21 protein-coding genes and 1 pseudogene are annotated in these 25,787 nt (G+C 71.9%); 14 read left to right on the top strand and 8 right to left on the bottom strand.

The window, feature by feature from the left end:
- Entirely contained in the window at nt 1–1,806 is a 1,806-nt protein-coding gene (locus tag PH203_RS25905; RefSeq protein WP_289922899.1) for an ABC transporter permease subunit, read from the top strand.
- Nucleotides 1,803–3,011: an MFS transporter gene (locus PH203_RS25910; RefSeq protein ID WP_289922900.1), complete on the top strand. Its 1,209-nt coding sequence runs from the start codon at nt 1,803–1,805 to the stop codon at nt 3,009–3,011. The genes PH203_RS25905 and PH203_RS25910 overlap by 4 nt, the downstream gene beginning before the upstream one ends.
- 9 nt (nt 3,012–3,020) lie before the next feature.
- Here the strand turns inward: PH203_RS25910 and PH203_RS25915 are convergent, their stop codons facing one another.
- Complete coding sequence (locus tag PH203_RS25915) at nt 3,021–3,779, bottom strand: CDP-alcohol phosphatidyltransferase family protein (RefSeq protein WP_289922901.1); 759 nt, start codon at nt 3,777–3,779, stop codon at nt 3,021–3,023.
- A gap of 107 nt (nt 3,780–3,886) precedes the next feature.
- Here PH203_RS25915 and PH203_RS25920 point away from each other — a divergent pair, with 107 nt between their 5' ends.
- The 5 genes and pseudogenes from PH203_RS25920 to PH203_RS25940 form a co-directional block, all read left to right on the top strand.
- Entirely contained in the window at nt 3,887–4,870 is a 984-nt protein-coding gene (locus tag PH203_RS25920; protein ID WP_289922902.1) for a zinc-binding alcohol dehydrogenase, read from the top strand.
- Nucleotides 4,871–4,987: 117 nt separating this feature from the next.
- Nucleotides 4,988–5,386 carry a 6-carboxytetrahydropterin synthase gene (locus PH203_RS25925; protein WP_289922903.1) on the top strand — a complete coding sequence of 133 codons (399 nt, stop codon included), beginning with the start codon at nt 4,988–4,990 and terminating at the stop codon, nt 5,384–5,386.
- Nucleotides 5,383–6,573 (top strand): glycosyltransferase family 4 protein, encoded by a 1,191-nt coding sequence (locus tag PH203_RS25930; protein WP_289922904.1) that lies wholly within the window; start codon nt 5,383–5,385, stop codon nt 6,571–6,573. Before PH203_RS25925 ends, PH203_RS25930 begins: the two co-directional genes overlap by 4 nt.
- Entirely contained in the window at nt 6,570–7,646 is a 1,077-nt protein-coding gene (locus PH203_RS25935) for a class I SAM-dependent methyltransferase (protein WP_289922905.1), read from the top strand. Before PH203_RS25930 ends, PH203_RS25935 begins: the two co-directional genes overlap by 4 nt.
- 416 nt (nt 7,647–8,062) lie before the next feature.
- Nucleotides 8,063–8,932, top strand: a pseudogene (locus tag PH203_RS25940) (lysylphosphatidylglycerol synthase transmembrane domain-containing protein); the annotation flags it as partial.
- Nucleotides 8,933–9,012: 80 nt separating this feature from the next.
- On the opposite strand, the gene PH203_RS25945 reads toward PH203_RS25940, so the two are convergent.
- Nucleotides 9,013–9,813 (bottom strand): creatininase family protein, encoded by an 801-nt coding sequence (locus PH203_RS25945; protein WP_354671261.1) that lies wholly within the window; start codon nt 9,811–9,813, stop codon nt 9,013–9,015.
- A 41-nt stretch (nt 9,814–9,854) separates the two neighbouring features.
- On the opposite strand from PH203_RS25945, the gene ribA reads away from it, so the two are divergent.
- The 4 genes from ribA to PH203_RS25965 all read left to right on the top strand — a co-directional run bounded on the left by ribA (nt 9,855) and on the right by PH203_RS25965 (nt 13,932).
- Nucleotides 9,855–10,514 (top strand): GTP cyclohydrolase II, encoded by a 660-nt coding sequence (gene ribA / locus PH203_RS25950; protein WP_289922906.1) that lies wholly within the window; start codon nt 9,855–9,857, stop codon nt 10,512–10,514.
- Nucleotides 10,515–10,581: 67 nt separating this feature from the next.
- Nucleotides 10,582–11,727 (top strand): FAD-binding oxidoreductase, encoded by a 1,146-nt coding sequence (locus tag PH203_RS25955; RefSeq protein WP_289922907.1) that lies wholly within the window; start codon nt 10,582–10,584, stop codon nt 11,725–11,727.
- Entirely contained in the window at nt 11,724–12,785 is a 1,062-nt protein-coding gene (locus PH203_RS25960) for a saccharopine dehydrogenase (protein ID WP_289922908.1), read from the top strand. Before PH203_RS25955 ends, PH203_RS25960 begins: the two co-directional genes overlap by 4 nt.
- Entirely contained in the window at nt 12,778–13,932 is a 1,155-nt protein-coding gene (locus PH203_RS25965) for a saccharopine dehydrogenase family protein (protein WP_289922909.1), read from the top strand. The genes PH203_RS25960 and PH203_RS25965 overlap by 8 nt, the downstream gene beginning before the upstream one ends.
- A gap of 27 nt (nt 13,933–13,959) precedes the next feature.
- Here PH203_RS25965 and PH203_RS25970 read toward each other — a convergent pair whose 3' ends face one another.
- Both PH203_RS25970 and PH203_RS25975 read right to left on the bottom strand, forming a co-directional pair.
- The gene (locus tag PH203_RS25970) at nt 13,960–15,186 is read right to left on the bottom strand and encodes a serine hydrolase domain-containing protein (protein ID WP_289922910.1); all 1,227 of its coding nucleotides are present in this window, start codon (nt 15,184–15,186) and stop codon (nt 13,960–13,962) included.
- Nucleotides 15,187–15,358: 172 nt separating this feature from the next.
- A complete protein-coding gene (locus PH203_RS25975; RefSeq protein ID WP_289922911.1) occupies nt 15,359–15,946 on the bottom strand; it encodes a TetR/AcrR family transcriptional regulator in 588 nt (195 codons plus the stop codon).
- A 100-nt stretch (nt 15,947–16,046) separates the two neighbouring features.
- Between PH203_RS25975 and PH203_RS25980 the strand changes: the two genes are divergently transcribed.
- Nucleotides 16,047–16,496: a PPOX class F420-dependent oxidoreductase gene (locus PH203_RS25980; protein WP_289922912.1), complete on the top strand. Its 450-nt coding sequence runs from the start codon at nt 16,047–16,049 to the stop codon at nt 16,494–16,496.
- A gap of 136 nt (nt 16,497–16,632) precedes the next feature.
- Here the strand turns inward: PH203_RS25980 and PH203_RS25985 are convergent, their stop codons facing one another.
- The 3 genes from PH203_RS25985 to PH203_RS25995 all read right to left on the bottom strand — a co-directional run bounded on the left by PH203_RS25985 (nt 16,633) and on the right by PH203_RS25995 (nt 21,497).
- Nucleotides 16,633–19,017, bottom strand: coding sequence for an excinuclease ABC subunit UvrA (locus PH203_RS25985; protein ID WP_289922913.1), 2,385 nt, complete (start codon nt 19,015–19,017; stop codon nt 16,633–16,635).
- Between the two features lie 250 nt (nt 19,018–19,267).
- Nucleotides 19,268–20,626, bottom strand: coding sequence for an MFS transporter (locus tag PH203_RS25990; RefSeq protein ID WP_289922914.1), 1,359 nt, complete (start codon nt 20,624–20,626; stop codon nt 19,268–19,270).
- A 205-nt stretch (nt 20,627–20,831) separates the two neighbouring features.
- Nucleotides 20,832–21,497: a TetR/AcrR family transcriptional regulator gene (locus PH203_RS25995; RefSeq protein WP_289922915.1), complete on the bottom strand. Its 666-nt coding sequence runs from the start codon at nt 21,495–21,497 to the stop codon at nt 20,832–20,834.
- Nucleotides 21,498–21,642: 145 nt separating this feature from the next.
- On the opposite strand from PH203_RS25995, the gene PH203_RS26000 reads away from it, so the two are divergent.
- Nucleotides 21,643–22,518: a shikimate dehydrogenase gene (locus PH203_RS26000; RefSeq protein ID WP_289922916.1), complete on the top strand. Its 876-nt coding sequence runs from the start codon at nt 21,643–21,645 to the stop codon at nt 22,516–22,518.
- A gap of 14 nt (nt 22,519–22,532) precedes the next feature.
- Entirely contained in the window at nt 22,533–24,317 is a 1,785-nt protein-coding gene (locus PH203_RS26005) for a sugar phosphate isomerase/epimerase and 4-hydroxyphenylpyruvate domain-containing protein (protein WP_289922917.1), read from the top strand.
- Here PH203_RS26005 and PH203_RS26010 read toward each other — a convergent pair.
- Nucleotides 24,304–25,734, bottom strand: a complete 1,431-nt coding sequence (locus tag PH203_RS26010) for a membrane-associated oxidoreductase (RefSeq protein WP_289922918.1) — start codon at nt 25,732–25,734, stop codon at nt 24,304–24,306. The two genes, PH203_RS26005 and PH203_RS26010, sit on opposite strands and share 14 nt — an antisense overlap.
- Nucleotides 25,735–25,787: the final 53 nt, after the last annotated feature.

Genomic DNA, 25,787 nt, shown 5'->3' on the forward strand with positions numbered 1-25,787 from the left:
GTGCGGCAGCAAGCGGCCACGCTCCTGTGGCGGGCCGGGATCGCCGCCGCCCTGGTGTGCGCCATCGGCCTGCTGCCGTGGCTGACCCGCACGGACCCGGCACTGACCGTGCTGAAGGCCCGCTCGGCCGAACGCGACCCCGACCCGCAGGTGCTGGCCGACATCCGGGGCCGACTGGGCCTGGACGACGGCCCGTTCCACCTCCTCGGCCGGTGGCTGGGCGGACTGTGGCGCGGGGACGCGGGACAGTCGTGGATCTCCGGCACCGACGTCGCGCCCGCCGTGCTCCAAGCGCTGGGCGCGTCCCTGCTGTTGATGGCGGCGGCCCTGGTGGTCGCCGCCCTCACGGCCGCGCTGGTCTGCGCCCGCACCCTGTGGCTGGGCGCGCACCGACGGCTGGGTGGCCGTCGCCCCGGCGGCAGCGGTTCGGCCGTCCTCGCCGCACTCCCCGAGTTCCTCACCGCGTCCGTGCTCGCCACCGTCGTCGGCGTCCAGCTCGGCTGGCTCCCCGCGCTGGGCTGGTACGGCCCCCGGTGGACGGTCCTCCCCGCTCTCGCCCTCGGCCTCCCCGCCGGGGCCGTCCTCGGCCGCCTCCTCGACGACCTGCTCCCCGGCGCCTTCGCCGAACCCTGGGCGACGGCCGCCACCGCCCGCGGACTGCCCGGCCGCACCATCGCCCGTCAGGCCCTGCGCCGCTGTCTGCCCGGACTCCTGCCGAACACGGGCCTGTTCGCGGTCGGTCTGACCGGTGGCTCGGTCGCGGTGGAGCAGATCTTCGACATACCCGGCCTCGGCCGCACCACCCTGCGGGCCGCCCTCGCCCAGGACCTCCCCGTCCTCCAGGCCGGCACCCTCACCCTCGTCCTCCTCGCGGCCGCCTTCGCGGGCCTCGCCGCCCTCACCACCCGTCTGCTCATCGGCACGGCGCTAAGGGACGGCGCCCTGCCGTCGCTGCACGGCCCGAAGCCGACAGTCGGCGGTATACAGCGTGTTCGCGATATACAGCCTTTTGCATACGGTGGACTGCTGGCGGTCGTCATCGCGCTCGGCCTCCCCCGTGACCCCCTCGCCCTCGACACCGGCGAACGCCTTCAAGCCCCCTCCCTCACCCGCCCCTTCGGCACTGACGCCCTCGGCCGGGACGTCCTCGCCCGCGTCGCCCACGGCGCCCTCGAAACCCTCCTCCTCGCCCTCGTGATCGGCGCCGCCGCCCTGCTCACCGGTGTGCTCCTCGGCCTGCTGCCCCGCCTGTCCGGCCCGCTCGTCGACACGGTCACCGCCCTGCCGCCCGTCCTGGTCGCCCTCCTGGTCACCGCGGTCGCCGGCAGCGGCCCCGCCACCCCCGCCCTCGCCGTCGGCGCCGTCGCCTGGGCGCCCCTCGCCGCCCACACCTCCGCCCTGCTCCGCCAGGAACGCGCCGCCCTCCACATCACCGCCACCCGCGGCCTCGGCGCCGGCCCCTGGCACCTGCTGCGCCATGAACTGCTCCCCGCCGTCCTGCCGCCCGTCACCCGCCACGCCCTCCTGCGGCTCCCCGGCATCGCCCTCGCCCTCGCCTCCCTCGCCTTCCTCGGCCTCGGCGCCCAGCCGCCCGCCCCGGAGTGGGGCCTGCTCCTCGCCGAGAACCAGCCCTACGCCGAACGCGCCCCCTGGGCCGTCCTCGCCCCGGCCGCCGCCCTCGCCCTGCTCGGCGCGTTGGCGGTCACCGCAGCGGGCGGTGTGCGCCGACCGCGCCGCAAGTCGCGCCCGCCCGCGACCGAACCCGAACAGCAGCCTCGTACAAGGGAATTGGTGGGGAGCCGATGAGCGCGATCGCGACCGTCCTGCGCAAGGACCCGAGCCGCGTCCGACTGTCGCCGCTGCTCCATCTGCTGATCCTCACCCAGCTCGCCTTCAACGTCGGCTTCTTCGCCGTGCTGCCGTTCCTGTCCGAGCATCTCGGCACCGCGGTGGGGATGGCGGGCTGGATGGTCGGGTTCGTGCTGGGGCTCAGGACCTTCAGCCAGCAGGGACTGTTCGTGGTGGGCGGGGCGCTGGCCGACCGGTACGGGATCAGGCCGGTCGTGCTCGCGGGATGTGCGCTGCGGATCGCCGGGTTCGCCTGGCTCGGGTACGCGGAGGCGACCTGGGCTGTCATCGGGGCCGTCCTGCTCATCGGGTTCGCCGCCGCGCTGTTCTCGCCGGCCGTCGAGTCCGAGGTGGCCCGGCAGGCCGTCGTGCACGAGGAGGAGGGCGGGGGATCCCGTACCCGGGTCCTCGCGCTGTTCACCGTGGCCGGTCAAGCGGGCGCGTTCGTCGGGCCGTTGCTCGGTGCGCTGCTGCTGTCGGCGGACTTCCGGACCGTGTGCCTCGCCGGTGCCGGGATCTTCGTGCTCGTGCTCGCCGGACACGCGTGGCTGCTGCCCCAGCACATTCCCGGACGGCAGCCGGTCCGGGTCGAGGGCGGGATAAGGGTGTTGGTGCGCAACCGGCGGTTCCTCGCGCTGTGCGGTGCCTACGGCGCCTACCTGCTCGCCTACAACCAGCTCTATCTCGCCCTGCCCGCCGAGGTGGAACGGGCCACCGGCTCCCAGTCCGCGCTGGGCTGGCTGTTCGCCCTGTCCTCGCTGCTGGTGGTGACCGCCCAGCTGCCCGTCACCCGGTGGGTGGGGGACCGGCTGTCGCCGCGCCGGTCCATGGTGGCCGGACTGCTGCTCATCGCCGCCGGGTTCACGCTCGTGGCGATCGGGCGGCCGGCGGGGCTGCTGCCCGCGGCCGGCTTCGTCGTGCTGCTGACCTTCGGCCAGATGCTCGTCGCGCCCGTGGCCCGCGCCTGGGTTCCCGATCTCGCCGAGGAGGGGCGGCTCGGGCTCTACACCGGGGCGCTGTCCTCGGTGTCCGGCCTCGTCGTGCTGGCCGGCAGCTCGCTCACCGGCACACTCCTCGACAGCGGACTGCCGGCGGCCGTGCCCTGGCTGGTGCTGGCCGTCGTACCGGTCGCGGCGATCGCGCTGCTGCCGCGGCGGCCATAGCTCATCAGCTCATCCGGCGACGAGCTCGCGCACGTCCTCCACCACGATCCGCTCGATGCGGGAGGTGCGGTACAGCCACAGGATGTCCCGCCCGAACGACCACACCAGCGCGCCCAGCGCCGTCGCGACGACCGCGAACTCCAGGGTGTGCGGGAGGAAGCCGGAGGCGGCGAGCAGCAGGAACACACCCTGGAGCGCGGCCACCGTCTTGCGGGCCGTGCTCGGCGGGAGCGGGGCGTTGAGCCAGCTCCAGACGCGGGCGGCGGCGACGAACGCGTAGCGCATGCCGCCGATCAGCAGGACCCACGGGCCGTGCTGCATCGCGACGTACACGCTCAGCACCAGGATCAGGAACGCGTCGACCTCCATGTCGAAGCGCGCGCCCAGCGCGGTGGAGGTGCCGGTGCGGCGGGCGACCTTGCCGTCGACGCCGTCGAGGATCAGGGCGACGGCCGTCAGCCCGACGAAGACCGTGATCGGCGGCGAGCTCTGGAAGGAGTCGGCGACCAGTGCCGTCACCCCGCCGACCAGGATCGAACGACCGAGCGTCACCCGGTTGGCGGGGCCGAAGGAGCGCGGACGGTGGCGGTGCAGGGCCCGGGAGAGCACCGCCCAGGTGGCGACGGCGAAGACGAGACCGGTCAGCCAGCCCGCCGGTCCCATGCCGATCGCCGTCCCGAGCAGAGCCAGCAACAGGATCTGTACACCCGCTCCCACAGCGGTCTCCTGCTGGACCAGCCTTGCGTCGTAAGTGTTGTTCAGGGCCACCGAACATCCTCCGGCCGTGTGACAGAGTCGATCAACGCCGCGTACTGTGCGCGACCTGTGCACACCTCGGTACGTGAACTACTTCCCAAGCGTTCAGGAGGATGCGGATGAAGCGCACCGCACGCGCGTTCTGGCTACGCAGTCCGGGTGAAGGAGAGATACGTGAGGTGACTCTTCCGGCCCCCTCCCATGACGAGGTGCTGGTCCGCGCCCTGTACTCCGGAGTCAGCCGCGGCACCGAGACCCTCGTCTTCCGCGGCGGGGTCCCCCACAGCCAGCACGCGGTGATGCGGGCGCCCTTCCAGGAGGGCGACTTCCCGGCGCCGGTGAAGTACGGCTACCTCAGCGTCGGAGAGGTCGAGGAGGGCCCGGCGGACCTGCTCGGCCGTACGGTCTTCTGCCTCTACCCGCACCAGACGCGGTACGTCGTACCGGTGACTGCCGTGACCCGGGTACCCGACGACGTGCCCGCCGAACGGGCGATCCTCGCCGGCACCGTCGAGACGGCCGTGAACGCCCTGTGGGACGCGGCGCCGCTGGTCGGCGACCGGATCGCCGTGGTCGGCGGCGGCATGGTCGGCTGCTCGGTGGCCGCGCTGCTGGCCCGCTTCCCCGGCGTGCGCATCCAGTTGGTCGACGCCGATCCGGCGCGGGCGAAGGTCGCCGAGGCGCTCGGCGTCGGCTTCGCGCTGCCCGCGGACGCGCTCGGGGAGTGCGATCTCGTCGTCCACGCCAGCGCCGCCGAACAGGGACTGGCCCGCGCCCTGGAGCTGCTGAGGCCCGAGGGCACGGTCCTCGAACTGAGCTGGTACGGCGACCGGCGGGTCAGCCTCCCGCTGGGCGAGGCCTTCCACTCGCGGCGGCTCGTCGTCCGCAGCAGCCAGGTCGGCACCGTCTCCCCGGCCCGCCGCGCGAGCCGTACCTACGCCGACCGACTCGCTCTCGCCCTCGAACTCCTCGCCGATCCGGCGCTCGACGCGCTCGTGACGGGAGAAAGCGCGTTCGAAGAGCTGCCACGGGTGATGCCCATGCTCGCTGACGGGGAAATTCCTGCCCTTTGTCACCGCGTGAGGTACGGCAAGAGCGCCTGACCTGAGAAAAGAGTGAGAGACGGCTGAACACGGGGAAGCGAAGAGCCGTACTACTCGGCATCCCGCCGGCGATCAGGGTCGGAGGGATCAGAGGCGCCGCACCTGGAGGGTCGTCCGTTGTTCAGTGTCACCGTCCGCGATCACATCATGATCGCCCACAGCTTCCGCGGCGAGGTCTTCGGCCCCGCGCAGCGCCTGCACGGAGCGACGTTCCTCGTGGACGCCACCTTCCGGCGGGAGCAGCTGGACGACGACAACATCGTCGTCGACATCGGACTGGCCACGCAGGAACTGGGCGCTGTCGTCAGCGAGCTGAACTACCGCAACCTCGACAACGAGCCCGACTTCGCCGGGATCAACACCTCGACGGAGTTCCTCGCCAAGGTGATCGCGGACCGGCTCGCCGAGCGCATCGAGAAGGGCGCGCTCGGCGAAGGTGCCCGGGGGATCGCCGCGATCGGCGTCACGCTGCACGAGTCGCATGTCGCGTGGGCGAGTTACGAGCGTGCCCTGTGACCGACGTGACCCTGGAGAAGGCCCCGCAGGCGGCCCTCGGCTATGTGCCCGTGCAGCACTCGGCCCTGAAGAACGCGGACATCATCCCCATGTCCCTGCGCTCCGTGCACTTCGTCATGCCGGGCGGCGTCGACGACCCGGCCACCCCGAGCGGCGGCAACGCCTATGACCGGCGGGTGAGTCTGGATCTGCCGGGCTTCGGCTGGCAGGTCCACAAGCACGCGGTGGCGGGGGAGTGGCCCCGGCCGGGCGCGACGGCCCGTGCGGAACTCGCCCGGGTGCTGCGGGAGTTGCCGGACGGCACCGTCGTGCTGATGGACGGCCTGGTCGCCTGCGGGGTACCGGAGATCGTCGTCCCGGAGGCGGAACGCCTGGGGATCGCGGTCCTGGTGCACCTCCCGCTCGGCGACGAGACCGGCCTGGAGCCACTGCTGGCCGCCGAGTTGGACGCCAAGGAGCGTACGGTCCTGCGTGCCGTCCCCGCGGTGATCGCCACCAGCGACTGGGCGGTCCGCCGCCTCGTCTCGCACCACGGCCTCGCCCCCGACCGGGTCCATGTCGCCGCCCCCGGCGCCGACATCGCCCCGCCGGCCCCCGGCACGGACGGCGTCTCACGCCTGCTGTGCGTCGCGGCCGTCACCCCGCGCAAGGGCCAGCACCGGCTGGTCGAGGCGCTCGCGGCGGTCCGGGACCTGCCGTGGAGCTGCTCTTGCGTGGGCGGCCTCGGCCAGGACCCCGAGTACGTGGCCGGCTTGCGGTCCCTGATCGGGAAGTACGGCCTGGAGGACCGGCTGCACCTGGCGGGGCCGCAGGCGGGCGCCGAACTCGACGCGAGCTATGCCGCGGCCGACCTGATGGTGCTGACCTCCTACGCCGAGACCTACGGCATGGCGGTCACCGAGGCGCTCGCCCGCGGCATCCCGGTGCTGGCCACGGATGTCGGCGGCCTTCCCGAGGCGGTCGGCCGCGCCCCCGACGGCGGCGTGCCCGGCATCCTCGTCCCGCCGGAGGACCCCGCCGCCCTCGCCGCGGAACTGCGCGGCTGGTTCGGCGAGGCGGACGTACGACGTCGCCTCAAGGCGGCTGCCCGGGGCCGGCGGGCCGCCCTGGACGGCTGGGCGACCACGGCCCGCAGCCTGGCCGGAGTACTGAGCCGACTGCCGAGCGAACCCAGGAGGGCGGCATGAGGAAGACGGCTGTGACAAAGCAGCGCGGCGGGAAGATCCCGACGCAGGCGGGGCCGCGGGACGTGGCGACGACACCGGGGGCGACCGGTACCGGGGATGCGGGCACCGGGCCGGTGGGCCCTGACGCCGCTGCCCGGTCCGTGACCCCCGACGCCGGCTCCCCCTCCGTCATCCCCGGCGCCGGTCCCGCCGTGCGTCCCGGTGAGCGGGCCACCGTGCGGTTGCGGGAGGACGGGCCGGAGGAGCCGCCGCGGTACGCGCCGGAGTGGCTGGAGCTGCGGGAGCCCGCCGACGCGGGGGCGCGGGCGCTGGACCTGCTCGACCCGCTGCGGATCAGGCTCGCCAATCTGCCGGGGAAGGCCGGGATCGTGGTGCACGACCTCGGGTGCGGGACCGGTTCGATGGGACGCTGGCTCGCGCCGCGCCTCGACGGCCCCCAGCACTGGGTGCTGCACGACCGCGACCCCTACCTCCTGCACTTCGCCGCCGTCGCCTCCCCGCGCGTCGCCGCCGACGGCAGCCGCGTCACCGTCGAGACACGGCGCGGCGACGTCGCCCGGCTGACCCCGGACGCCCTCGCCGGCGCGTCCCTGGTGACCGCCTCCGCCCTCCTCGACGTCCTCACCCGCGAGGAGATCGAGACCCTCGCCGCCGCCTGCACGGGCGCGGGCTGCCCGGCCCTGCTGACGCTCTCCGTCGCCGGGCGCGTGGAACTGACCCCGTCCGACCCGCTGGACGGCGAGATCGCCGACGCGTTCAACGCCCACCAGCGCCGCTCCGGCCTGCTCGGCCCGGACGCGATCACCGTGGCCTGCGAGGCGTTCTCCGACCGCGGCGCGACCGTACGTCTCAACCCGAGCCCCTGGCGCCTCGGTCCCGCCGAGTCCGCCCTCACCGCCCAGTGGCTGCGCGGCTGGGTCGGCGCCGCGGTGGAGGAACGCCCGCAGCTCGCCGAGCGCGCGGAACGCTATCTCCGCGAGCGCCTGGAGGCCTGTGAGACCGGGGAACTGAACGTCGTCGTCCACCACACCGACCTGCTGGCACTGTCCCGGCCGACGGGCGGCACGGCATGAGCGTGGAGACGGTACGGGCGGCCCACGCGGGAGAGCGCGGGCCCGCGCGGCGCAGGCGGTGGGCCGGACGGGCGGTGCCGGCGCGGGGGCGCGGCCGGGTGTCGGCCACGCCGGTGGACGTGACGGTGTCGGTGAAGGGGACGGCGGACCTCTCGGCCGGTACGGCGAAGGGTGCGGCCGACCGCCCGACGGCCACGGGGGCGGGCGCTGCCGATCCGCCGGCCGCCACGGCGGTCCCCACGGCGGCGGACGCGGCCGGCCGCTCGCGGGGTACGGCGACGAAGGAACGGTACGGCGACACCGCGGCGACCCACGGTCCCGCCCCCCGCCCCGCCGTCGCCCTCCTCCCGCCCGCCAAAGCCGTCCCCCCGCCCCCCGTGGCCGTCTCCGCGGACCGCATCGGCGTGATCGTCTCCATGCCCCGCCCCGACCGGGCGACGACCTCCGGCACCCCCTGGTGGCGAACCCTTCTCACCCGCCTCAACTCCCCTGCCGTGCGCACCCACTTCGGCAGCGCGGTCGGCGCGGTCATCCTCGCCGTCCTGCTGTGGCGGCTCGGCACCGGCGTGTTCGTCGAAGGGCTGCGGCGGATCGACACCGCGACCGTCGTCGCCGCGCTCGGGATCGGCGTGGTCACCACCGTGTTCAGCGCCTGGCGCTGGCAGTTGGTCGCCCGCGGTCTCGAGATCCGGTTGCCCCTGGGGGAGGCCGTGGCCGCGTACTACCGGGCCCTGTTCCTCAACGCCGCGCTCCCCGGCGGCGTCCTCGGCGATGTGCACCGGGCCGTCCGGCACGGGCGGAGCACCCAGGAACTCGGCCGCTGCGTACGGGCCGTCGTCCTCGAACGGGTCGCCGGGCAGATCGCGCTGGCGGTCGTCGGCGCCGGCGTGCTGCTCACCATGCCGTCACCGGTGCTCACCCAGGCCCGGCACATCGCCCCGCTGCTGATCCTCGCCGCGCTGGGCGCCCTGGCCGTCGTACTCGCCCTGCGGATGAACCGGGCGCCCGCGCGTGCCGGCAAGGCCCTGCGCGAGGCGCGGGAGGGGCTGCTGTCGCGGCGGAACGGACCCGGTGTCGCGCTGTCCTCCGCCGTCGTGCTAGCCGGGCATCTCGCGATGTTCGTGCTCGCCGCCCGCGTCGCCGGTTCCGCGGCCTCCGTCGCCGTACTGCTGCCGATCGCCGTGCTGGCCCTGCTCGCCATGGGGCTGCCGCTCAACGTCGGCGGCTGGGGCCCCCGAGAGGGCGTCACCGCGTGGGCGTTCGGCGCGGCCGGCCTCGGTGCGAGCAGCGGGCTGGCCGTCGCCGTCGTCTACGGGGTGCTCAGCCTCGTGGCGAGCCTGCCCGGCGTCCTGGTGCTGCTCGCCCGCTATCCGCGTCCCGCGTCTGCGGACGCATCCCCTTCGGAGCCCTCGGAGCCTTCTGCGGTGAGCAGTGAGAAATACGCGCCGAAGGAATCCGCCAGGCTCGCCAGCAGTGCTTTGCCCTTTTCCGCCGAACCCAGCGAAGGACGGCCAATGACACCGGAATCCGTATAGGCGGACATACCGAGGGTGAGCAGATGACGTCGGTCGTCGGCGACGAAATCGGAGGTCTCATAACCGGGCCGGACGAATTCGGGAGACGCGTGCAGAAGGACGGAGGTCTCGATTTCCCCCGCGTGCATGTCGGTGAGCAGCGAGGTGGCCACCCCCGCCCGCTCGCGTGCGGTCTCCCAGTCCTCCGCGGCCGGGAAGAGCGCCATCCGCTCGCCGCGCGCGGAGGATTCCTGAACGACGTTGCCCAGTACGTAGTTTCCGCCGTGCCCGTTGACCACCACCAGGGCCTCGACGCCGGAGCGGCGGAGCGAAGCCGCTATGTCCCGTACCACCGAGTGAAGGGTCACCGAGGAGATGCTGACGGTTCCCGGCCACGCCGCGTGCTCGTGCGAGCAGGAGATCGTCACCGGAGGGAGCAGATGGACCGGGTACGCCGCGGCGATCTCCCGGGCGACGGCGCACGCGACCAGTGTGTCGGTCGCGAGCGGGAGGTACGGGCCGTGCTGTTCGAAGCTTCCGACGGGAAGGACGGCGACCTGTCGTGAGACACCCGCGCCCCGCGTCCGTACGTCTTCCGTGGTGTCCGCCGGCAACGTACCGTGCTCCGCCGACCGCGTTTGCGAACCACTCATTCTTTCACGGCCTTTCGTCTCTGCTTAGGAACTCGAGAATCATGACAGATAAAATTGGCGTACTCGGCAAGAAGTCTCCACAGCGCACGGGCGTCGAACGCGTCGTGAATGCTCCGCTGCCCACCGTGTACGGGGAATTCCGGGCGGTCGGGTACCTCGACCACGACCGCGGTGACGAGCAAGTGGCCCTGGTGCACGGCGAGATCGGCACGGAGGACGTCCTGGTCCGGCTGCACTCCGAATGCCTGACCGGTGACGCCTTCGGCTCCCGGCACTGCGAGTGCGGCGAGCAGCTGGACTCGGCGCTGCGGGCCGTCGTCGCCGAAGGCAGCGGCATCGTCGTCTACCTGAGGGGCCACGAGGGCCGCGGCATCGGTCTGCTCGCCAAGCTGCGCGCGATGGCCCTGCAGGCGGAGGGCCTGGACACCGTCGAGGCGAACCTCGCCCTCGGCCTGCCGGTGGACGCCCGCGACTACGGGGTCGCCGCCGGGATGCTGCACGACCTGGGCGTGCAGTCGGTGCGGCTGATGTCCAACAACCCCGACAAGCGCGAGGCGTTGATGCAGCACGGCATCAAGGTCGCCGAGACCGTGCCGCTGCTGATACCGCCCTGCGAGAGCAACATCACCTATCTGCGCACCAAGCGGGAACGCCTCGACCACCATCTTCCGCACCTGGACGCGGTCGCGCACCTGTCCTGATTACGGGCACGGCAGTACGGACAGGAAGAGGGGGCGACGACCCCGACACCCCCTGGGAGGCCCGCCCGTGAGACTGCAGGCAAACGCCGTCGTGATCGGCGGCGGAGTGATGGGCACCAGCATCGCCTACCATCTCGCCGCCGCCGGAGTCCGCGACGTGGTCCTCGTCGAACGGGACGAACTGGCCTCCGGTTCCACCTCGAAGGCGGCGGGCGGGGTGCGGGCCCAGTTCTCCGACGAGCTCAACATCCAGCTCGGCGCCCGCAGCCTGGAGGCGTTCGGCCGGTTCGAGGAGGAGACCGGGTACGACATCGGCCTGCACCGATCCGGCTATCTGTTCCTGCTGTCGACGCCCGAGGACGTGGCCTCCTTCGAGGCGAGCGTGCGCCTGCAGAACGCGCTGGGCGTGCCCAGCCGCATGCTCACCGTCAAAGAGGCCCGCAAGCTCTCCCCGCTGATCCGCACCGAAGGACTGCTCGCCGCCGCCTTCTCGCCCGACGACGGCCACTGCACCCCCGAGGCCGTCGTCCACGGCTACGCCTCCGCCGCCCGCGCCCTGGGCGCCCGCATCCTGCGGCACACCGAGGTCACCGGCATCACCCGGCACGGCGGCACCATCACCGCCGTCGAGACCACCCTCGGCACCATCGGCACCGGCACGGTGATCTGCGCGGCCGGCGCCTGGTCGCGGGCCGTCGGGAAGATGGCGGGCGTGGATCTGCCCGTCGAGCCGTTACGCCGCCAGATCGCGGTCACCGAACCGGTCGAGGGCCTGCCACCGGGCCTCCCCTTCACCATCGACTTCGCCACGAGCCTCTACTTCCACCGCGAGGGACCCGGCCTCCTCCTCGGCATGTCCGACCCCGACGAACGCCCCGGCTTCGCCACCGACACCCACGACCGCTGGATCCCCCGCCTCGCCGCCGCCATGGAGCACCGCGCCCCGTCCCTCCTCGACCTGCGCCGCACGGGCGGCTGGGCGGGCCTGTACGAGGTCACCCCGGACCGCAACGCCCTGATCGGCGAGGCGACTTCGGTATCCCGCTTTCTGTATGCAACCGGCTTCTCGGGGCACGGCTTCCTCCAGGGACCGGCCGTCGGCGAGGTCGTCCGCGACCTGTGCCTGGGCCGCGTACCCTTCGTGGACGTCAGCCCGTTGAACGCCGGCCGGTTCGCGGCCGACGCCCCGCGCCCGGAGGCCAACTGCGTATGACCGAGCTCCACCTGTGGCTGCGCCACGAGGTCCGATCCACCGAACGGCGCACCCCCGTCGTGCCGTCCGACGCCCGGCGGCTCGTCGAGAGCGGGGTGACCCTGACGGTGGAGGACTCCCCGCAGCGGATCTTCCCCGTCGAGGAGTACGAGGCGGTCGGCGCCCGCGTCGCACCCGCGGGCTCCTGGGTGTCGGCGCCGACGGACGCGGTCGTCCTCGGTCTTAAGGAACTCCCGGACGCCCCCGCCGAGTTGCCGCACCGGCACATCTTCTTCGGGCACGCCTACAAGCAGCAGCCCGGTGCCGCGGAGCTCCTCGGCCGGTTCGCCGCCGGGGGAGGGGTCCTCCTCGACCTGGAGTACCTGGTCGACGACCACGGGCGCCGGCTCGCCGCCTTCGGCTACTGGGCCGGCTATCTGGGCGCCGCCCTGGCGGTGCTCCGACACCGGGGCCGGCTCGGCGCGCCGCTCGCGCCCACCTCCAAGGAGGAGCTCGACGAGACCCTCCGGCCCGCCGCCGGGGACGAGGAGTTCCGCGCGCTGGTGATCGGCGCACTGGGCCGCAGCGGCCGGGGCGCCCACGACGCCCTCCGGGAGGCCGGGATCGACCCCACCTGCTGGGACCTCGCCGAGACCCGTGACCTGGACCGACGGGCCCTGCTGGACCACGACATGATGGTCAACTGCGTCCTCGCCACCACCCCGGTCCCGCCCTTCCTGAGGGAAGCTGACCTCGACGACCCCACCCGCCGGCTGCGCACCCTCTGCGACGTCACCTGTGACGTCGGCTCGCCCCTGAACGTGCTGCCGGTCTACGACCGCACCACCGAGTGGGACGACCCGGTACGCAGCCTCCGCAAGGAGCCCCCGCTGGACCTCATCGCCATCGACAACCTGCCGTCGCTCCTGCCGAAGGAGTCGAGCACCGACTTCTCCGGACAGCTGCTGCCCCTGCTGCTCGGCTTCGGGACCGGCGGGCCGTGGCAGCGAGCTCTGGACCGGTTCCATCGGACGTGCCGTGAACTCGGCATCGCGGAAGGGGAGTTGCGGGATGTCTGAGCTGGTTCCGGCGAGCGGCACCGTCCACTGGATCGGCACCGGGCTGTCCACGGGCAGCGGACTGGCCCGGCTGTGCGACACGGCCGAGCGGGTACGGGTGTGGCACCGCACCGAGGAGCGCGCGGCCGAGGCCCTCGGCCGGCTGGATCTCACCGGCCGCGCCGAGCCCCGCGCGTACACGCTCGACGCGCTCAGGAAGGACCTCGCGCCCGGGGACGTCGTGGTGTCGATGCTGCCCGCCCCGGAGCACGCCGGGATCCTGGCCGCCTGCGTCGCCCACAAGGCCCACTTCGCCTGCTCCAGCTATGTGTCCGACGCGGTCCTCGAGCAGGTGCCCGCGGCTGCCGCGGCCGGGATCACCGTCCTCACCGAGGCCGGGCTCGACCCGGGCATCGACCACCTCTTCGCCCACAGTCTGGTCTCCCGCGCCCGGGAGGCGATCGGCGACGGCACGGCGGCCTCCTACCGCCTCACCTCCTACTGCGGCGGCGTCCCGGCGGTGCCGAACGACTTCCGGTACCGGTTCAGCTGGGCACCTCTCGGGGTCCTCAACGCCTTGCGCTCGCCCGCCCGTTACATCGAGGACGGTGCCGAGACCACCGTCGGGCGGCCGTGGGAGGCGACCCGGCGGCATGTCGTGGACGGTGAGGACTTCGAGGTCTACCCGAACCGCGACAGCGTCCCGTTCGTCGAGCAGTACGGGATGCCGCCCGCCTGGAAGCCGCGGACCTTCGTACGGGGCACCCTGCGTCTGGAGGGCTGGCTGCGGGCCTGGGACGCCGTCCTCGAGGAGCTCAAGGGCGGCGACGACGCCCGGATCGCCGCGCTGGCAAGGGAGTTGGCGGCCGCCTACCCCACCACGGACGCCGATCGCGACCGGGTCGTCCTCGCCGTGTCGCTCGATGTGCGCGGCCCGGAGGGGGAGGCCTGGTCGGGCAGCTATCTGCTGGACCTGGTGGGGGACGAGGAGGAGAGCGCGATGGCCCGCTGTGTCTCCCGCACCCTCGCCCTCGGCGTCGGCCACATCCTGGACGGCTCGCTGCCGCCCGGCCTGCACCGCGCCGCCGAGACGGCGGCCCGGTCGGAGGAGTGGCTGCGTGAACTCGCCCTGGAAGGAGTCGGGTTCACGCTGCGCGTCGACAGCTGATCGGTCGGCGGCCGACCAGATGACCGATCAGTCGATCACGGCCTCGTGGACCAGCCGTCTGAGGTCCGGGTTGAGCTTCAGCGTCCTGGGCCGCACCTGTGTGTAGAACTGCACCGTCAGATCGCGGGCCGGATCGACCCAGAAGGTGGTGGAGGCGGCCCCGCTCCAGCCGAACGTGCCGGGGCTCGTGGGCGCGAGCGTGCGGTCGGGGTCGATCACCACGGAGACGCTCAGGCCGAAGCCGATCCCGTCGTTGTTGGGCTCGTCGTGGGCCGGCTTGCTGCCGAAGGCACGCAGGTCGGCGCCGCCGGGAAGATGGTTCCTGGTCATCAGGTCCACCGTCTCGGGGGCGAGCAGCCGGACGCCGTCGAGTTCGCCGCGGCGGCGCAGCAGCTCCATGAAGCGGTGCATGTCGTGCGCGGAGGCCGCCATGCCGCCGCTGCCGGACAGAAAGCGGGGCCGTCCGTGCAGCGGGAGCCCGGGGATCGCCTCGATGGAGCCGTCGTCCTTCTCGCCGTACAACTCCGAGAGCCTGCACGCCTGTTCGTCCGTCACGCAGAAGCCCGCGTCGGTCATCCCGAGCGGTCCGAAGATCCGCTCGGCGAAGAACTCGTCGAGCGGCTGCCCGGACACCACCTCGATGACCCGGCCCAGCACATTGGAGCTGACCGAGTAGTTCCACTCGGTCCCCGGCTCGAACTGCAGCGGCAGGCTCGCGTAGACGTCGACCGTCTCGGCGAGCGTCGATCCCGGCACGACCGACGACTCCAGGTTGGCGTCGCGGTAGAGCGCGTCGACCGGGTGGGAGTGGTAGAAGGCGAAGGTGAGACCCGCGGTGTGGGTCATCAAGTGCCGGACCAGCAGGGGCCGTTCGGCGGGCCGGGTGACGATGTCCGCGCCCGAGCCGCTCTCGTACACCCGCGCGTCCGCGAAGGCCGGCAGATGCCGGGCCACCGGGTCGTCCAGCGACAGCCTGCCCTCCTCCACCAGGGTCAGCGCGGCGACGGCGGTGACCGGCTTGGTCATCGAGTAGATCCGCCACAACGTGTCGCTCTCGACCGGAAGCCGAGCCGCCATGTCCCGCCGTCCATGGGACGTGACGTGGGCGATCCGGCCGCCGCGGGCGACGGCCACGAGGAAGCCGGGCATCCGCTCCTCGTCGACGTAATGGGCGAAGTGCTGGTCGAGGCGGTCCAACGCCTTCCCGTCCAGCCCCACCTCACCCGGGTCGACCTCTTGTCGCAGCTGTGCCATCGTGCTCCTCCGCTCGCTTTCGTCGAGGTGCGATCCGGCATACCCCGCCACACCGACCTCAGACCTCATCGTCGCTCAGGAACCCGGGTACGGATGCCCAGTTGACCTTGATCGGCCGTCGTGACGCGGAATCCGGCCGCCGGCACCGCCCCCGCGAGCACGAGACGCGGCCTCACCCGTCCTCCGGCCCGAGGTGCGCATCGAGCACTGACCGCAGCAGGGGTACGAAGTCGTCCGAGCCCGTGGCCGGTTGGAGACCGCCCCGGCCCCACAGCTGGGCGATCCCGTGCAGGCTCGCCCACAACGCCCCCGCGACGAGACGGGCGTCGGCGTCGGGACGGACCCGGCCGACCAGTTCCACCAGCCGGGCGAAGAGGGGGAGGCCGGTGTCCCTGAGGCCCAGATGGCCGCTCTCCAGCAGATCATGACGGAACATCAGCTCGTACATGTCGGGGTTGTCGAGCGCGAACCGCAGATAGACGTGTCCGAGATCGGTGAGCCGGGCACGCGGAGTCGCCGTGTCGTCATCGGCCGCCACGCTCCTGCCCAGCTCGGCGAAGCCGCGGCGGGCGATGGCCGACAGCAGCTCCAGATGGGTGGGGAAGTGGCGGCGGGGCGCGCCGTGCGAGACGCCTGCCCTCCGGGCGATCGCCCGCAGGGTGAGGGCCTGCACGCCCTCCCGGGCCAGCAGCTCCACGCCGGCCTCGACGAGACGGGCCCGCAGTCCGGCCTCGGGTTCGCAGGCGGACGATTCATGCATGGACACTGTCTACCAGCCGTCCGTAGACAGCGTCTACTCGCCTTTCGTGACAACTCCCCGCCCGGGAATGTGCACACCTCGTGCACCGGTTGACCAAGGCATGACTCAGGACGCGACTCAGAACGCACTGCTCGGGCTGCTCTCCGAGGGCCACGGCGGGGTGCTCGTCACCCTCAAGCGCGACGGTCGGCCCCAGCTGTCGAACGTCAGTCACGCCTACTACCCCGACGAGCGGATCATCCGGGTCTCCGTCACCGACGACCGTGCCAAGACACGGAACCTGCGGCGCGATCCGAGGGCCTCGTACCACGTGACCGGTGCCGACCGGTGGGCGTACACGGTCGCCGAGGGGACGGCCGAGCTGTCGCCGGTGGCGGAGGACCCGTACGACGACACGGTGGAGGAGCTGATCCGGCTGTACCGCGACGTACTGGGCGAGCATCCGGACTGGGAGGACTACCGGGCGGCGATGGTGCGGGACCGGCGGCTGGTGCTGCGGCTGAAGGTGGAGCGGGCGTACGGGATTCCGGCGGGCGCCAACAAGGGGTAGACGGGCCCTGCGGAGTCGTCGCGCCGGTCGGCGGTCACTCCGCGCATACCGGCCGTCCCTGAAGCCGGCGGCCGGGTGCTGTGCGAACGGGTGTGGTCCGACCAGGAGTCGGACCACACCCGTTCGCGGGGTGTCCTCAGGCTCCGACGTACTCCGCGAGATGCTCGCCCGTGAGCGTCGACCGGTCCGCGACCAGCTGCGCCGGTGTGCCCTCGAACACGACCCGCCCGCCGTCGTGCCCGGCGCCCGGGCCGAGGTCGATGATCCAGTCGGCGTGGGCCATGACCGCCTGGTGGTGCTCGATGACGATCACCGACTTCCCGGCGTCGACCAGCCGGTCCAGCAGACCCAACAGCTGCTCCACATCGGCCAGATGGAGACCCGTCGTCGGCTCGTCGAGGACGTAGACCCCGCCCTTCTCGCCCATGTGCGTGGCCAGCTTCAGCCGCTGCCGCTCACCGCCGGACAGTGTGGTCAGCGGCTGGCCGAGCGTGAGATAGCCGAGGCCGACGTCCGCGAGCCGCTGAAGGACCTTGTGCGCCGCCGGAGTGCGCGCCTCGCCCGCGCCGAAGAACTCCTCCGCCTCGGTCACCGACATCGCGAGCACCTCGCTGATGTCCCGGCCGCCCAGGCGGTACTCCAGGACCGCCGCCTGGAACCGCTTCCCCTCGCACTCCTCGCACGTGGAGGCGACCCCGGCCATCATCGCCAGGTCGGTGTAGACGACGCCGGCGCCGTTGCAAGTAGGGCAGGCGCCCTCGGAGTTGGCGCTGAACAGGGCCGGCTTCACCCCGTTGGCCTTGGCGAAGGCCTTGCGGATCGGCTCCAACAGCCCTGTGTACGTCGCCGGGTTGCTGCGCCGTGAACCGCGGATGCCCGTCTGGTCGACCGTGATCACGCCGTCCTGCCCGGAGACCGAGCCGTGGATGAGCGAGCTCTTGCCGGACCCCGCGACGCCGGTGACGACGACCAGTGCGCCGAGTGGGATGTCGACGTCGACGTCCTGGAGGTTGTTGGTGGCGGCGCCGCGTACCGCCAGCACCCCCGACGGCTCACGCACCGACTCCTTGAGCAAGGCGCGGTCGTCCAGGTGCCGTCCGGTGAGCGTGTCACTGGCCCGCAGGCCCTCCACGGTCCCCTCGAAGACCACCTCGCCGCCCTCGGTGCCGGCGCGCGGACCGAGGTCGACCACATGGTCGGCGATCCCGATGGCCTCCGGCTTGTGCTCCACGACCAGCACGGTGTTGCCCTTGTCCCGCAGCTGGAGCAGCAGTTCGTTCATCCGGCGGATGTCGTGCGGGTGCAGGCCGATCGTCGGCTCGTCGAAGACGTACGTCACATCGGTGAGCGAGGAGCCGAGGTGGCGGATCATCTTGGTGCGCTGCGCCTCACCGCCGGAGAGGGTGCCGGAGGGGCGGTCGAGGCTGAGGTAGCCGAGGCCGATCTCGACGAAGGAGTCCAGCGAGTGGCCGAGCGCGGCCAGCAGGGGCGCCGCCGAGGGCTCCTTCAACTCCCGTACCCAGTGCGCGAGATCGTCGATCTGCATCGCGCAGACATCGGCGATGTTCTTCCCCCTGATCTTCGACGACCGTGCCTCCGGGCTGAGCCGGGTGCCCTCGCACTCGGGACAGGTCTGGAAGGTCACCGCCCGTTCCACGAAGGCGCGGATGTGCGGCTGGAGGGCGTCGACGTCCTTCGACAGGAAGGACTTCTGGATCTTCGGGACCAGCCCTTCGTACGTCAGGTTGATGCCCTCGACCTTGATCTTGGTGGGTTCCTTGTACAGCAGGTCGTGCAGCTCCCGCTTGTTGAACCTGCGGATCGGCTTGTCCGGGTCGAAGAAGCCGCAGCCCCGGTAGATACGGCCGTACCAGCCCTCCATGCTGTAGCCGGGGATGGTGAGCGCGCCCTCGTTGAGGGAGAGGTTGTCGTCGTACAGGGCCGTCAGGTCGAAGTCGCTGACCGCGCCCATGCCCTCGCAGCGGGCACACATGCCGCCGAGCCGCTTGAACGTGGCCTTCTCCGCCTTCGTCTTTCCACCGCGCTCCACGGTGATGGCACCGCTCGCCGAGACCGAGGGGACGTTGAAGGAGTACGCGTTGGGCGGGCCGATGTGCGGCGTGCCGAGCCGGCTGAAGAGGATGCGCAGCATGGCGTTGACGTCGGTGACGGTGCCGACGGTCGAGCGGGCGTTGGCGCCCATCCGCTCCTGGTCGACGATGATCGCGGTGGTCAGACCGTCCAGCACGTCGACCTCGGGCCGCGCCAGCGTCGGCATGAAGCCCTGCACGAACGCGCTGTACGTCTCGTTGATCAGCCGCTGCGACTCCGCGGCGATGGTGTCGAACACCAGCGAGCTCTTGCCCGACCCGGAGACGCCGGTGAAGACCGTCAGTCTGCGTTTGGGGATCTCGATACTGACGTCCTTGAGATTGTTCTCGCGCGCTCCGTGCACGCGGATCAGATCGTGGCTGTCGGCGGGGTGCGACGCGGGCGGCTGGGGGGTCGTCGTCTTGGCCATCTCATCGTCTCCATGTTCGGGAGCTCGGAGTCTTCGTGTGCGGGAGCTCGGAGTCTTCGAGCATCCTTCACGCTAGGCGCCGTCCCGGGGTGGCCGCTTCTCGAAAACTGACGGTTCCGTCCCGGCCGTGCCGTGCCGGAGCCGCCGGTCCTTGTACGAGCCGTGCCACCCGCGCCCGTAGTCCGTACGAAAGCCCGAGTCCCCGGAGCCCTTGGGGCGTCCGGGGACTCGGGAGTCCTGCGGGAGTGGATCAGGCGGTTACGGTCTCCCGGTCCGCCGTTGTCCGCGGCGTGCGTTCGCCGAGCAGTTCCGTCGGGATCCTGTGGGTCTCGCGGGCCGTGAGGGCGGCGAGGACCGGCGGGACGCACAGGGCGGCGGTGAACAGGGCGACCGCCGACCAGTCGTCGCCGTCGGGGCCCGCGATCTGCGCGGCGAAGGTGACCGCGAAACCGGCGACCGCGAACCCGATCTGGGTGCCGATGGCCATGCCGGACAGGCGGACGCGGGTCGAGAACATCTCGCCGTAGAAGGACGGCCAGACACCGTTCGCGGCGCTGTAGATCACTCCGAAGGTGACGATGCCCAGCAGCAGGATCAGCGGGTAGTTGCCTGTGGAGATCGCCCACAGGTAGGCGAACATCGCGATCGCGCTGCCCGCGGCGCCGATCAGATAGACCGGGCGGCGGCCGATGCGGTCCGAGAGCGTGGCCCACGCCGGGATGGCGCCGAGGGCGACGAGGTTGGCCAGGGCGCCCACCCACAGCATCGAGGAGCGGCTCATGCCGACGGAGTCGCTGGTGGCGTACGCCAGCGCCCACACCGTGAAGATCGTTGAGACCGAGGCGATCATCGCACCCGCGACGACCCGCAGGACGTCCGCCCAGTGGTTGCGGGCGAGGACCGCGAGCGGCATCTTCACGACCCCCTCGCTCGCGGTCTGCTGCTCGAAGGCCGGGGTCTCCTGCAGCTTGCGGCGGATGACGTAGCCGACGACGGCGACCGCGATGCTCAGGAAGAACGGGATCCGCCAGCCCCAGGACAGCAGCTGGTCCTCGGGGAGCGCGGCGATCGGGATGAAGGCGAGCGTGGCGAGGAGCTGGCCGCCCTGGGTGCCGCTGAGAGTGAAACTGGTGAAGAAGCCGCGTCGGCCCGGCGGCGCGTGTTCCAGTGTCATGGAGTTCGCGCTGGCCTGCTCACCGGCCGCCGAGATGCCCTGCAGGACACGGCAGAGGACCAGCAGGACCGGGGCGAGCGTGCCGACCTGGTCGCGGGTGGGGAGGCAGCCGATGAGGAACGTCGACACACCCATCAGGATCAGCGTGAAGACCATGATCTTCTTGCGGCCGAGCTTGTCACCGAAGTGGCCCAGGAACAGCGCGCCGATGGGCCGGGCCGCGTACGCGACACCGAACGTGGCCAGCGAGAGCAGGGTTGCGGTGGCCGGGTCGGACTTGTCGAAGAAGATCTCCGGGAAGATCAGCGCGGCCGCGCTGCCGTAGATGAAGAAGTCGTAGTACTCCAGCGCGCTGCCGATCCAGGCGGCAGTGGCCGCCTTTTTCGGCTGCCCGACGGATTCGGCAGGGTCGCGGGGTGCGACAGGTACAGCCACGGGCGTGCTCCTTCGAGGGAACTCCAACGTAGGCGGAGTGAGCGGCGGTGAGAAGTGCCGATTCCCGGGGGTGAGGGTCGGCCGCGCCGGGGGTGTGCGGTTCATCCACTGCCCGGCTAATTAACCCACTGGATAGTTAGTAGCGGTTGGCTACGGATGTTGCGCGCACATTTCCCGCCTGTCAAGAGGTCCCGCCGGCCGACTCTCAGTCCGTCGCGCGGTCCGCCGTGAGGTACGCGATCACCATGTCGCCCAGCATGTTGCGGTAGTGCTCGCGCTGGGCCGGGTCGACCAGGTCGCGGCCGAACAGGGCGCCGAACGTATACCGGTTGGCGACCCGGAAGAAGCAGAAGGAGCTGATCATCGCGTGCAGGTCGACGGCGTCCACGTCGGCCGTGAACAGCCCGGACTTCTGTCCCGACGCAAGGATCCGGCGGATCACCTCCAGGGCCGGTGAGCCGATCTTGCCGAGCTTCTCGGAGGCGGCGATGTGCTCGGCCTCGTGGATGTTCTCGATGCTGACCAGGCGGATGAAGTCCGGGTGCTGCTCATGGTGGTCGAAGGTGAGCTCGGCGAGCCTGCGGATGGCCGCCACCGGGTCCAGATGCTCGACGTCCAGCTCCTGCTCGGCCTCGCGGATCACGCCGTACGCCCGCTCCAGGACCGCCGTGAACAGCTGCTCCTTGCCGCCGAAGTAGTAGTAGATCATCCGCTTCGTGGTGCTGGTGAGGGCGGCGATGTCGTCGACCCGCGCCCCGGCGAAGCCGGCCCGGGCGAACTCGTGGGTCGCCACGTCGAGGATCTCGGCCTTGGTGCGCGCGGCGTCACGGGTGCGCCCGTTGGGTCGTGCCGGTTCTTCGACGCTGGTCATCGGGTTCCTTCAGGTGTGCGGCCAGTGCCGCGATTCTAGAAGCCCGGTCGCTCCTGGGACGGGTGAGGGCTTCCCAACGCCGCTTTCCGAGTGCTATGACTAACTCACTAGTTCGTACATTAGTGAGCCGCTCAGGAGGTCCGCCGTGGCCAAGGACTCGTATCTCGTCGGACTGATCGGTGCGGGCATCGGCCCCTCGCTCAGCCCGGCCCTGCACGAGCGGGAGGCCGACCGCCAGGGGCTGCGCTATCTGTACCGGCTCATCGACATCGACGTCCTCGGTGTCCGCCCCGAGGCGGTCGGCGACCTGCTGCGGTCCGCCCGGGACACCGGCTTCGACGGGCTCAACATCACCCACCCGTGCAAACAGCTCGTCATCGAGCACCTCGACGCGCTCTCCCCGCAGGCCGAGGCGCTCGGCGCGGTCAACACCGTCGTCTTCGAGGACGGCCGGGCCGTCGGACACAACACCGACGTGACCGGCTTCGCCGCCTCCTTCGCCCGCGGGCTGCCCGACGTACCGCTGGAGAAGGTCGTCCAGCTGGGCGCGGGCGGCGCGGGCGCGGCCGTCGCGCACGCCACGCTGACGCTGGGCGCCGAGCGGGTCACGGTCGTCGACGCGCTGGCCGACCGGGCCGCCGCCCTCGCCGCCTCCCTGAACCGCCACTTCGGCGAGGGCCGGGCCGTCCACGCGGAACCGGACAGCCTCCCGGAGCTGCTCGCGAGCGCCGACGGAATCGTCCACGCCACCCCCACCGGCATGGCCGCCCACCCCGGCCTCCCGTTCGCCGCCGGACTCCTCCATTCCGGCCTGTGGATCGCCGAGGTCGTCTACCGCCCGCTGGAGACGGAACTCCTGCGCACCGCCCGCGACATCGGCTGCGCCACCCTGGACGGCGGCGGCATGGCCGTCTTCCAGGCCGCGGACGCGTTCCGTCTCTTCACCGGCCGGGAACCCGACAGCGCGCGGATGCTCGCCGACATCACCGAGCTCGCCGGTGCCGTGGGAACCCCGAAGTAGGAAGAGGTACCGACGTGCGTACGTCCATCGCCACCGTCTCCCTCAGCGGATCCCTCACCGAGAAACTCACCGCCGCCTCCCGGGCCGGCTTCGACGGGGTGGAGATCTTCGAGAACGACCTTCTCGCCAGCCCCCGCACCCCCGAGGAGATCCGCACCCGCTGCGCCGACCTCGGGCTGAGCATCGACCTCTACCAGCCGATGCGGGACATCGAGGCGGTGCCCGAGGAGCAGTTCGCGTCCCATCTGCGCCGCGCCCGCCACAAGTTCGAACTGATGGGCCGCCTCGGCGCCGACACGGTCCTCGTCTGCTCCAGCGTCCACCCCCTCGCCGTGGACGACGACGCCCTCGCCGCCGAACAGCTGGGCCGACTGGCCGACCTGGCCGAGGAGTTCGGCATCAAGGTCGCCTACGAGGCGCTGGCATGGGGCCGGCACGTGAGCACCTATGACCACGCCTGGGAGATCGTCAAGGCCGCCGACCACCCGGCCCTCGGCACCTGCCTGGACAGCTTCCACATCCTCTCCCGCGGCTCGGACCCGAAGGGCATCGAGGACATCCCCGGCGAGAAGATCTTCTTCCTCCAGCTCGCCGACGCCCCGCTGCTCGCGATGGACGTCCTGCAGTGGAGCCGCCACTACCGCTGCTTCCCGGGGCAGGGCGGATTCGATGTACCGGATCTCGTACGCCGTGTACTGCATACAGGCTACGACGGTCCGCTCTCCCTGGAAGTCTTCAACGACGTCTACCGGCAGGCCGACGCCGGCCCGACCGCCGTGGACGCCCACCGCTCGCTCCTGGTCCTCCAGGAGACGGTCGGTGTGACGGCCCCGCCCGCGGCCGTCGTGCCCACCGGTGTCGCCTTCGCCGAACTGGTCACCCCCGACGCCGAGCCGGTCTCGGCGGTCCTCGGCGCGCTCGGCTTCGCCCGTACGGCACGCCACCGCAGCAAGCCGGTGGACCTGTGGCAGCAGGGCGAGGCCCGCCTGCTGGTCAACACGGGCCCCGCCGGACGCCGGGACGGCACCGGTCTCGCCGCGATCGGCCTGGAGTCACCGGACCCCGCCGGCGCGTCCCGTCGCGCCGAGGCCCTGCTGGCGCCGGTCCTGCCCCGCCGCCGAGCGGTCGAGGACGCCCCGCTGGACGCCGTGGCCGCACCCGACGGCACGGAACTCTTCTTCTGCGCGACGGACCGCGTCGAACTGCCCAACTGGCGCGCCGACTTCGAGAACCTGCCCCATGAGACGGGGACGGGCGGGGTCCGCCGCATCGACCATCTGGCCCTCGTCCAGCCCTGGCACCAGTTCGACGAGGCGACGCTCTTCCACCGCAGCGTCCTCGGACTGCACGCCCAGGAGAGCGTGGACGTCGCCGACCCGTACGGGCTCATGCGCAGCCGCGCGGTGACGAACACCGACGGCAGTGTCCGTATCGCGCTGAGCGTCGGCGCGGCGCCCACGGACGACACGGTGCACGCCCAGCACCTCGCGTTCGCCACCGACGACGTGGTCACCGCGGCCCGCCGCTTCCGGGACGCGGGCGGCCGCCTGCTGCCGATCCCCGCCAACTACTACGACGACCTCGCGGCCCGATTCGAGTTCGCCGACGGCGAGTTGGAGACCTACCGCGAGCTCGGCATCCTCTACGACCGCGACGCGCACGGCACCTTCCGTCACTGCTACACCCGCACGGTGGGCCGGGTCTTCTTCGAACTGGTCCAGCGGGACGGCTACCGCGGCTACGGCGCCCAGAACGCGCCCGTGCGGCTCGCCGCGCAGCACGGGGTCACTGGCGGCTGACGGCCCGGGTCACACCGGTCACCACCGTCGTGGCGAGGATCCACCCGGTGATGACCAGGGCATAGGAGAGCGCCTGATACCCGCCCTCCGGGGCGAACGCGCCCTCCTGCCCGAAGGAGATCACCGGCAGCAGCAGGTCCAGGGTGAAGAACACCGGGTTGAAGTCGGGGTGTTCGCCCGCCTTCAGCGGCGGCGGCTCGTGCAGGGCGTACGCGATCGAGCCGAGCGCGAGCAGGGAGACCAGCCACGCGCAGGCGCGCAGCGGGCGGAATCCGTAGCCGACGGTGACGTCCTGGACGTAGCCCCAGAGGCGGCCGTACCAGGCGCGGGTGCGTCTGAGCCGGCGCTGCTTGGCGAGTTGGACGACGCGGGCGGCGTGGTCGTCGCCCACGCGGAGGTAGGCGGCCGTCAACTGCTCGTAGGCGTACGGGACATAGCCGTCGATGTCCCGCTCCAGCACCGGCAGCATGCGCTCGGCGGGGACGTGCGGAGTCAGCATGGTGTAGGTCAGCCCGTTGAGCCGCACGGCGGTGGCCAGGGTCTCCGGATCCACACGCAGGTGCTCGATTTGGGCACGGCGCAGGTTGAGCGACCCCTCCAGGGGTTCGGCGCCGTTCAGCCACAGCTCCCCGATCATCGAGCTGCTGGCCTGGAGGGCGGTGTGGCCGGGGTGCGACAGTCGCGCGTACGACAGGTCGAGGCGGCCGGGGACCTGGATGCCCCGCAGACTGACCCGGCCGAGGGCGGTGAGACGCCGGGCATGGAGGTCGGAGCTGATGGACAGAGTCTCGGCGTCGAGAGCGGTGCCGCCGGGGTTCTCCAGCGTGGCGTCGTGGAGGTTGACCGACGCGGCGACGGTGGCGTCGTTGACGACCATCCGGCCCCGGACCCGCGTCCAGGACGCCACCAGGTCCTCCCCGATGGAGGAGTGGTTGAGCCGCAGCGCGGGCTCCTCGCCGTCGTCCGCTGCTTGGAACTCGGCCCGGTCGATGAACAGCGCCCCGGAGATCTGGGACCCCGCGAGGCCCACCGGGCCCCGGAACCGGCAGTCCGTCAGCCGCAGCACGCCCTCCACGCACAGGGTCGCGGCGGCCAGGCCCGGCAGTTCGGAGCCGGTCAGGTTGAGCTGCCGGAACCGGCTGCCGTAGAGGCGGGGCACTTCGTCGAAACGGCACTGGCTCAGCCGTACATACGTCTCGACCGTCCCGTACTGCACATCGAGCACCCCGGTGATCCGGGCCCCGGACACCTTCAGCCCGGGTATCTCCCCGTCCCGTCGGGGTCCGTTGAGCATCAGCGCCCGCAACACCGAGGCCCGGACCGCCTGTTCGGGGCTGTCGGCAAGATCCACGGCGGTCCCGGTCGGAAACGCCTCCCAGACCTGCCGCTCGGCCGGCGTCAGCTCGTTGATCTCCACAGGGCGGGACTCTAGTCGCTGCCTCGACGGCGACGACGGTGGCGACGGCGGTG

Source organism: Streptomyces sp. S.PB5, assembly GCF_030403745.1.
Lineage (GTDB): Bacteria > Actinomycetota > Actinomycetes > Streptomycetales > Streptomycetaceae > Streptomyces.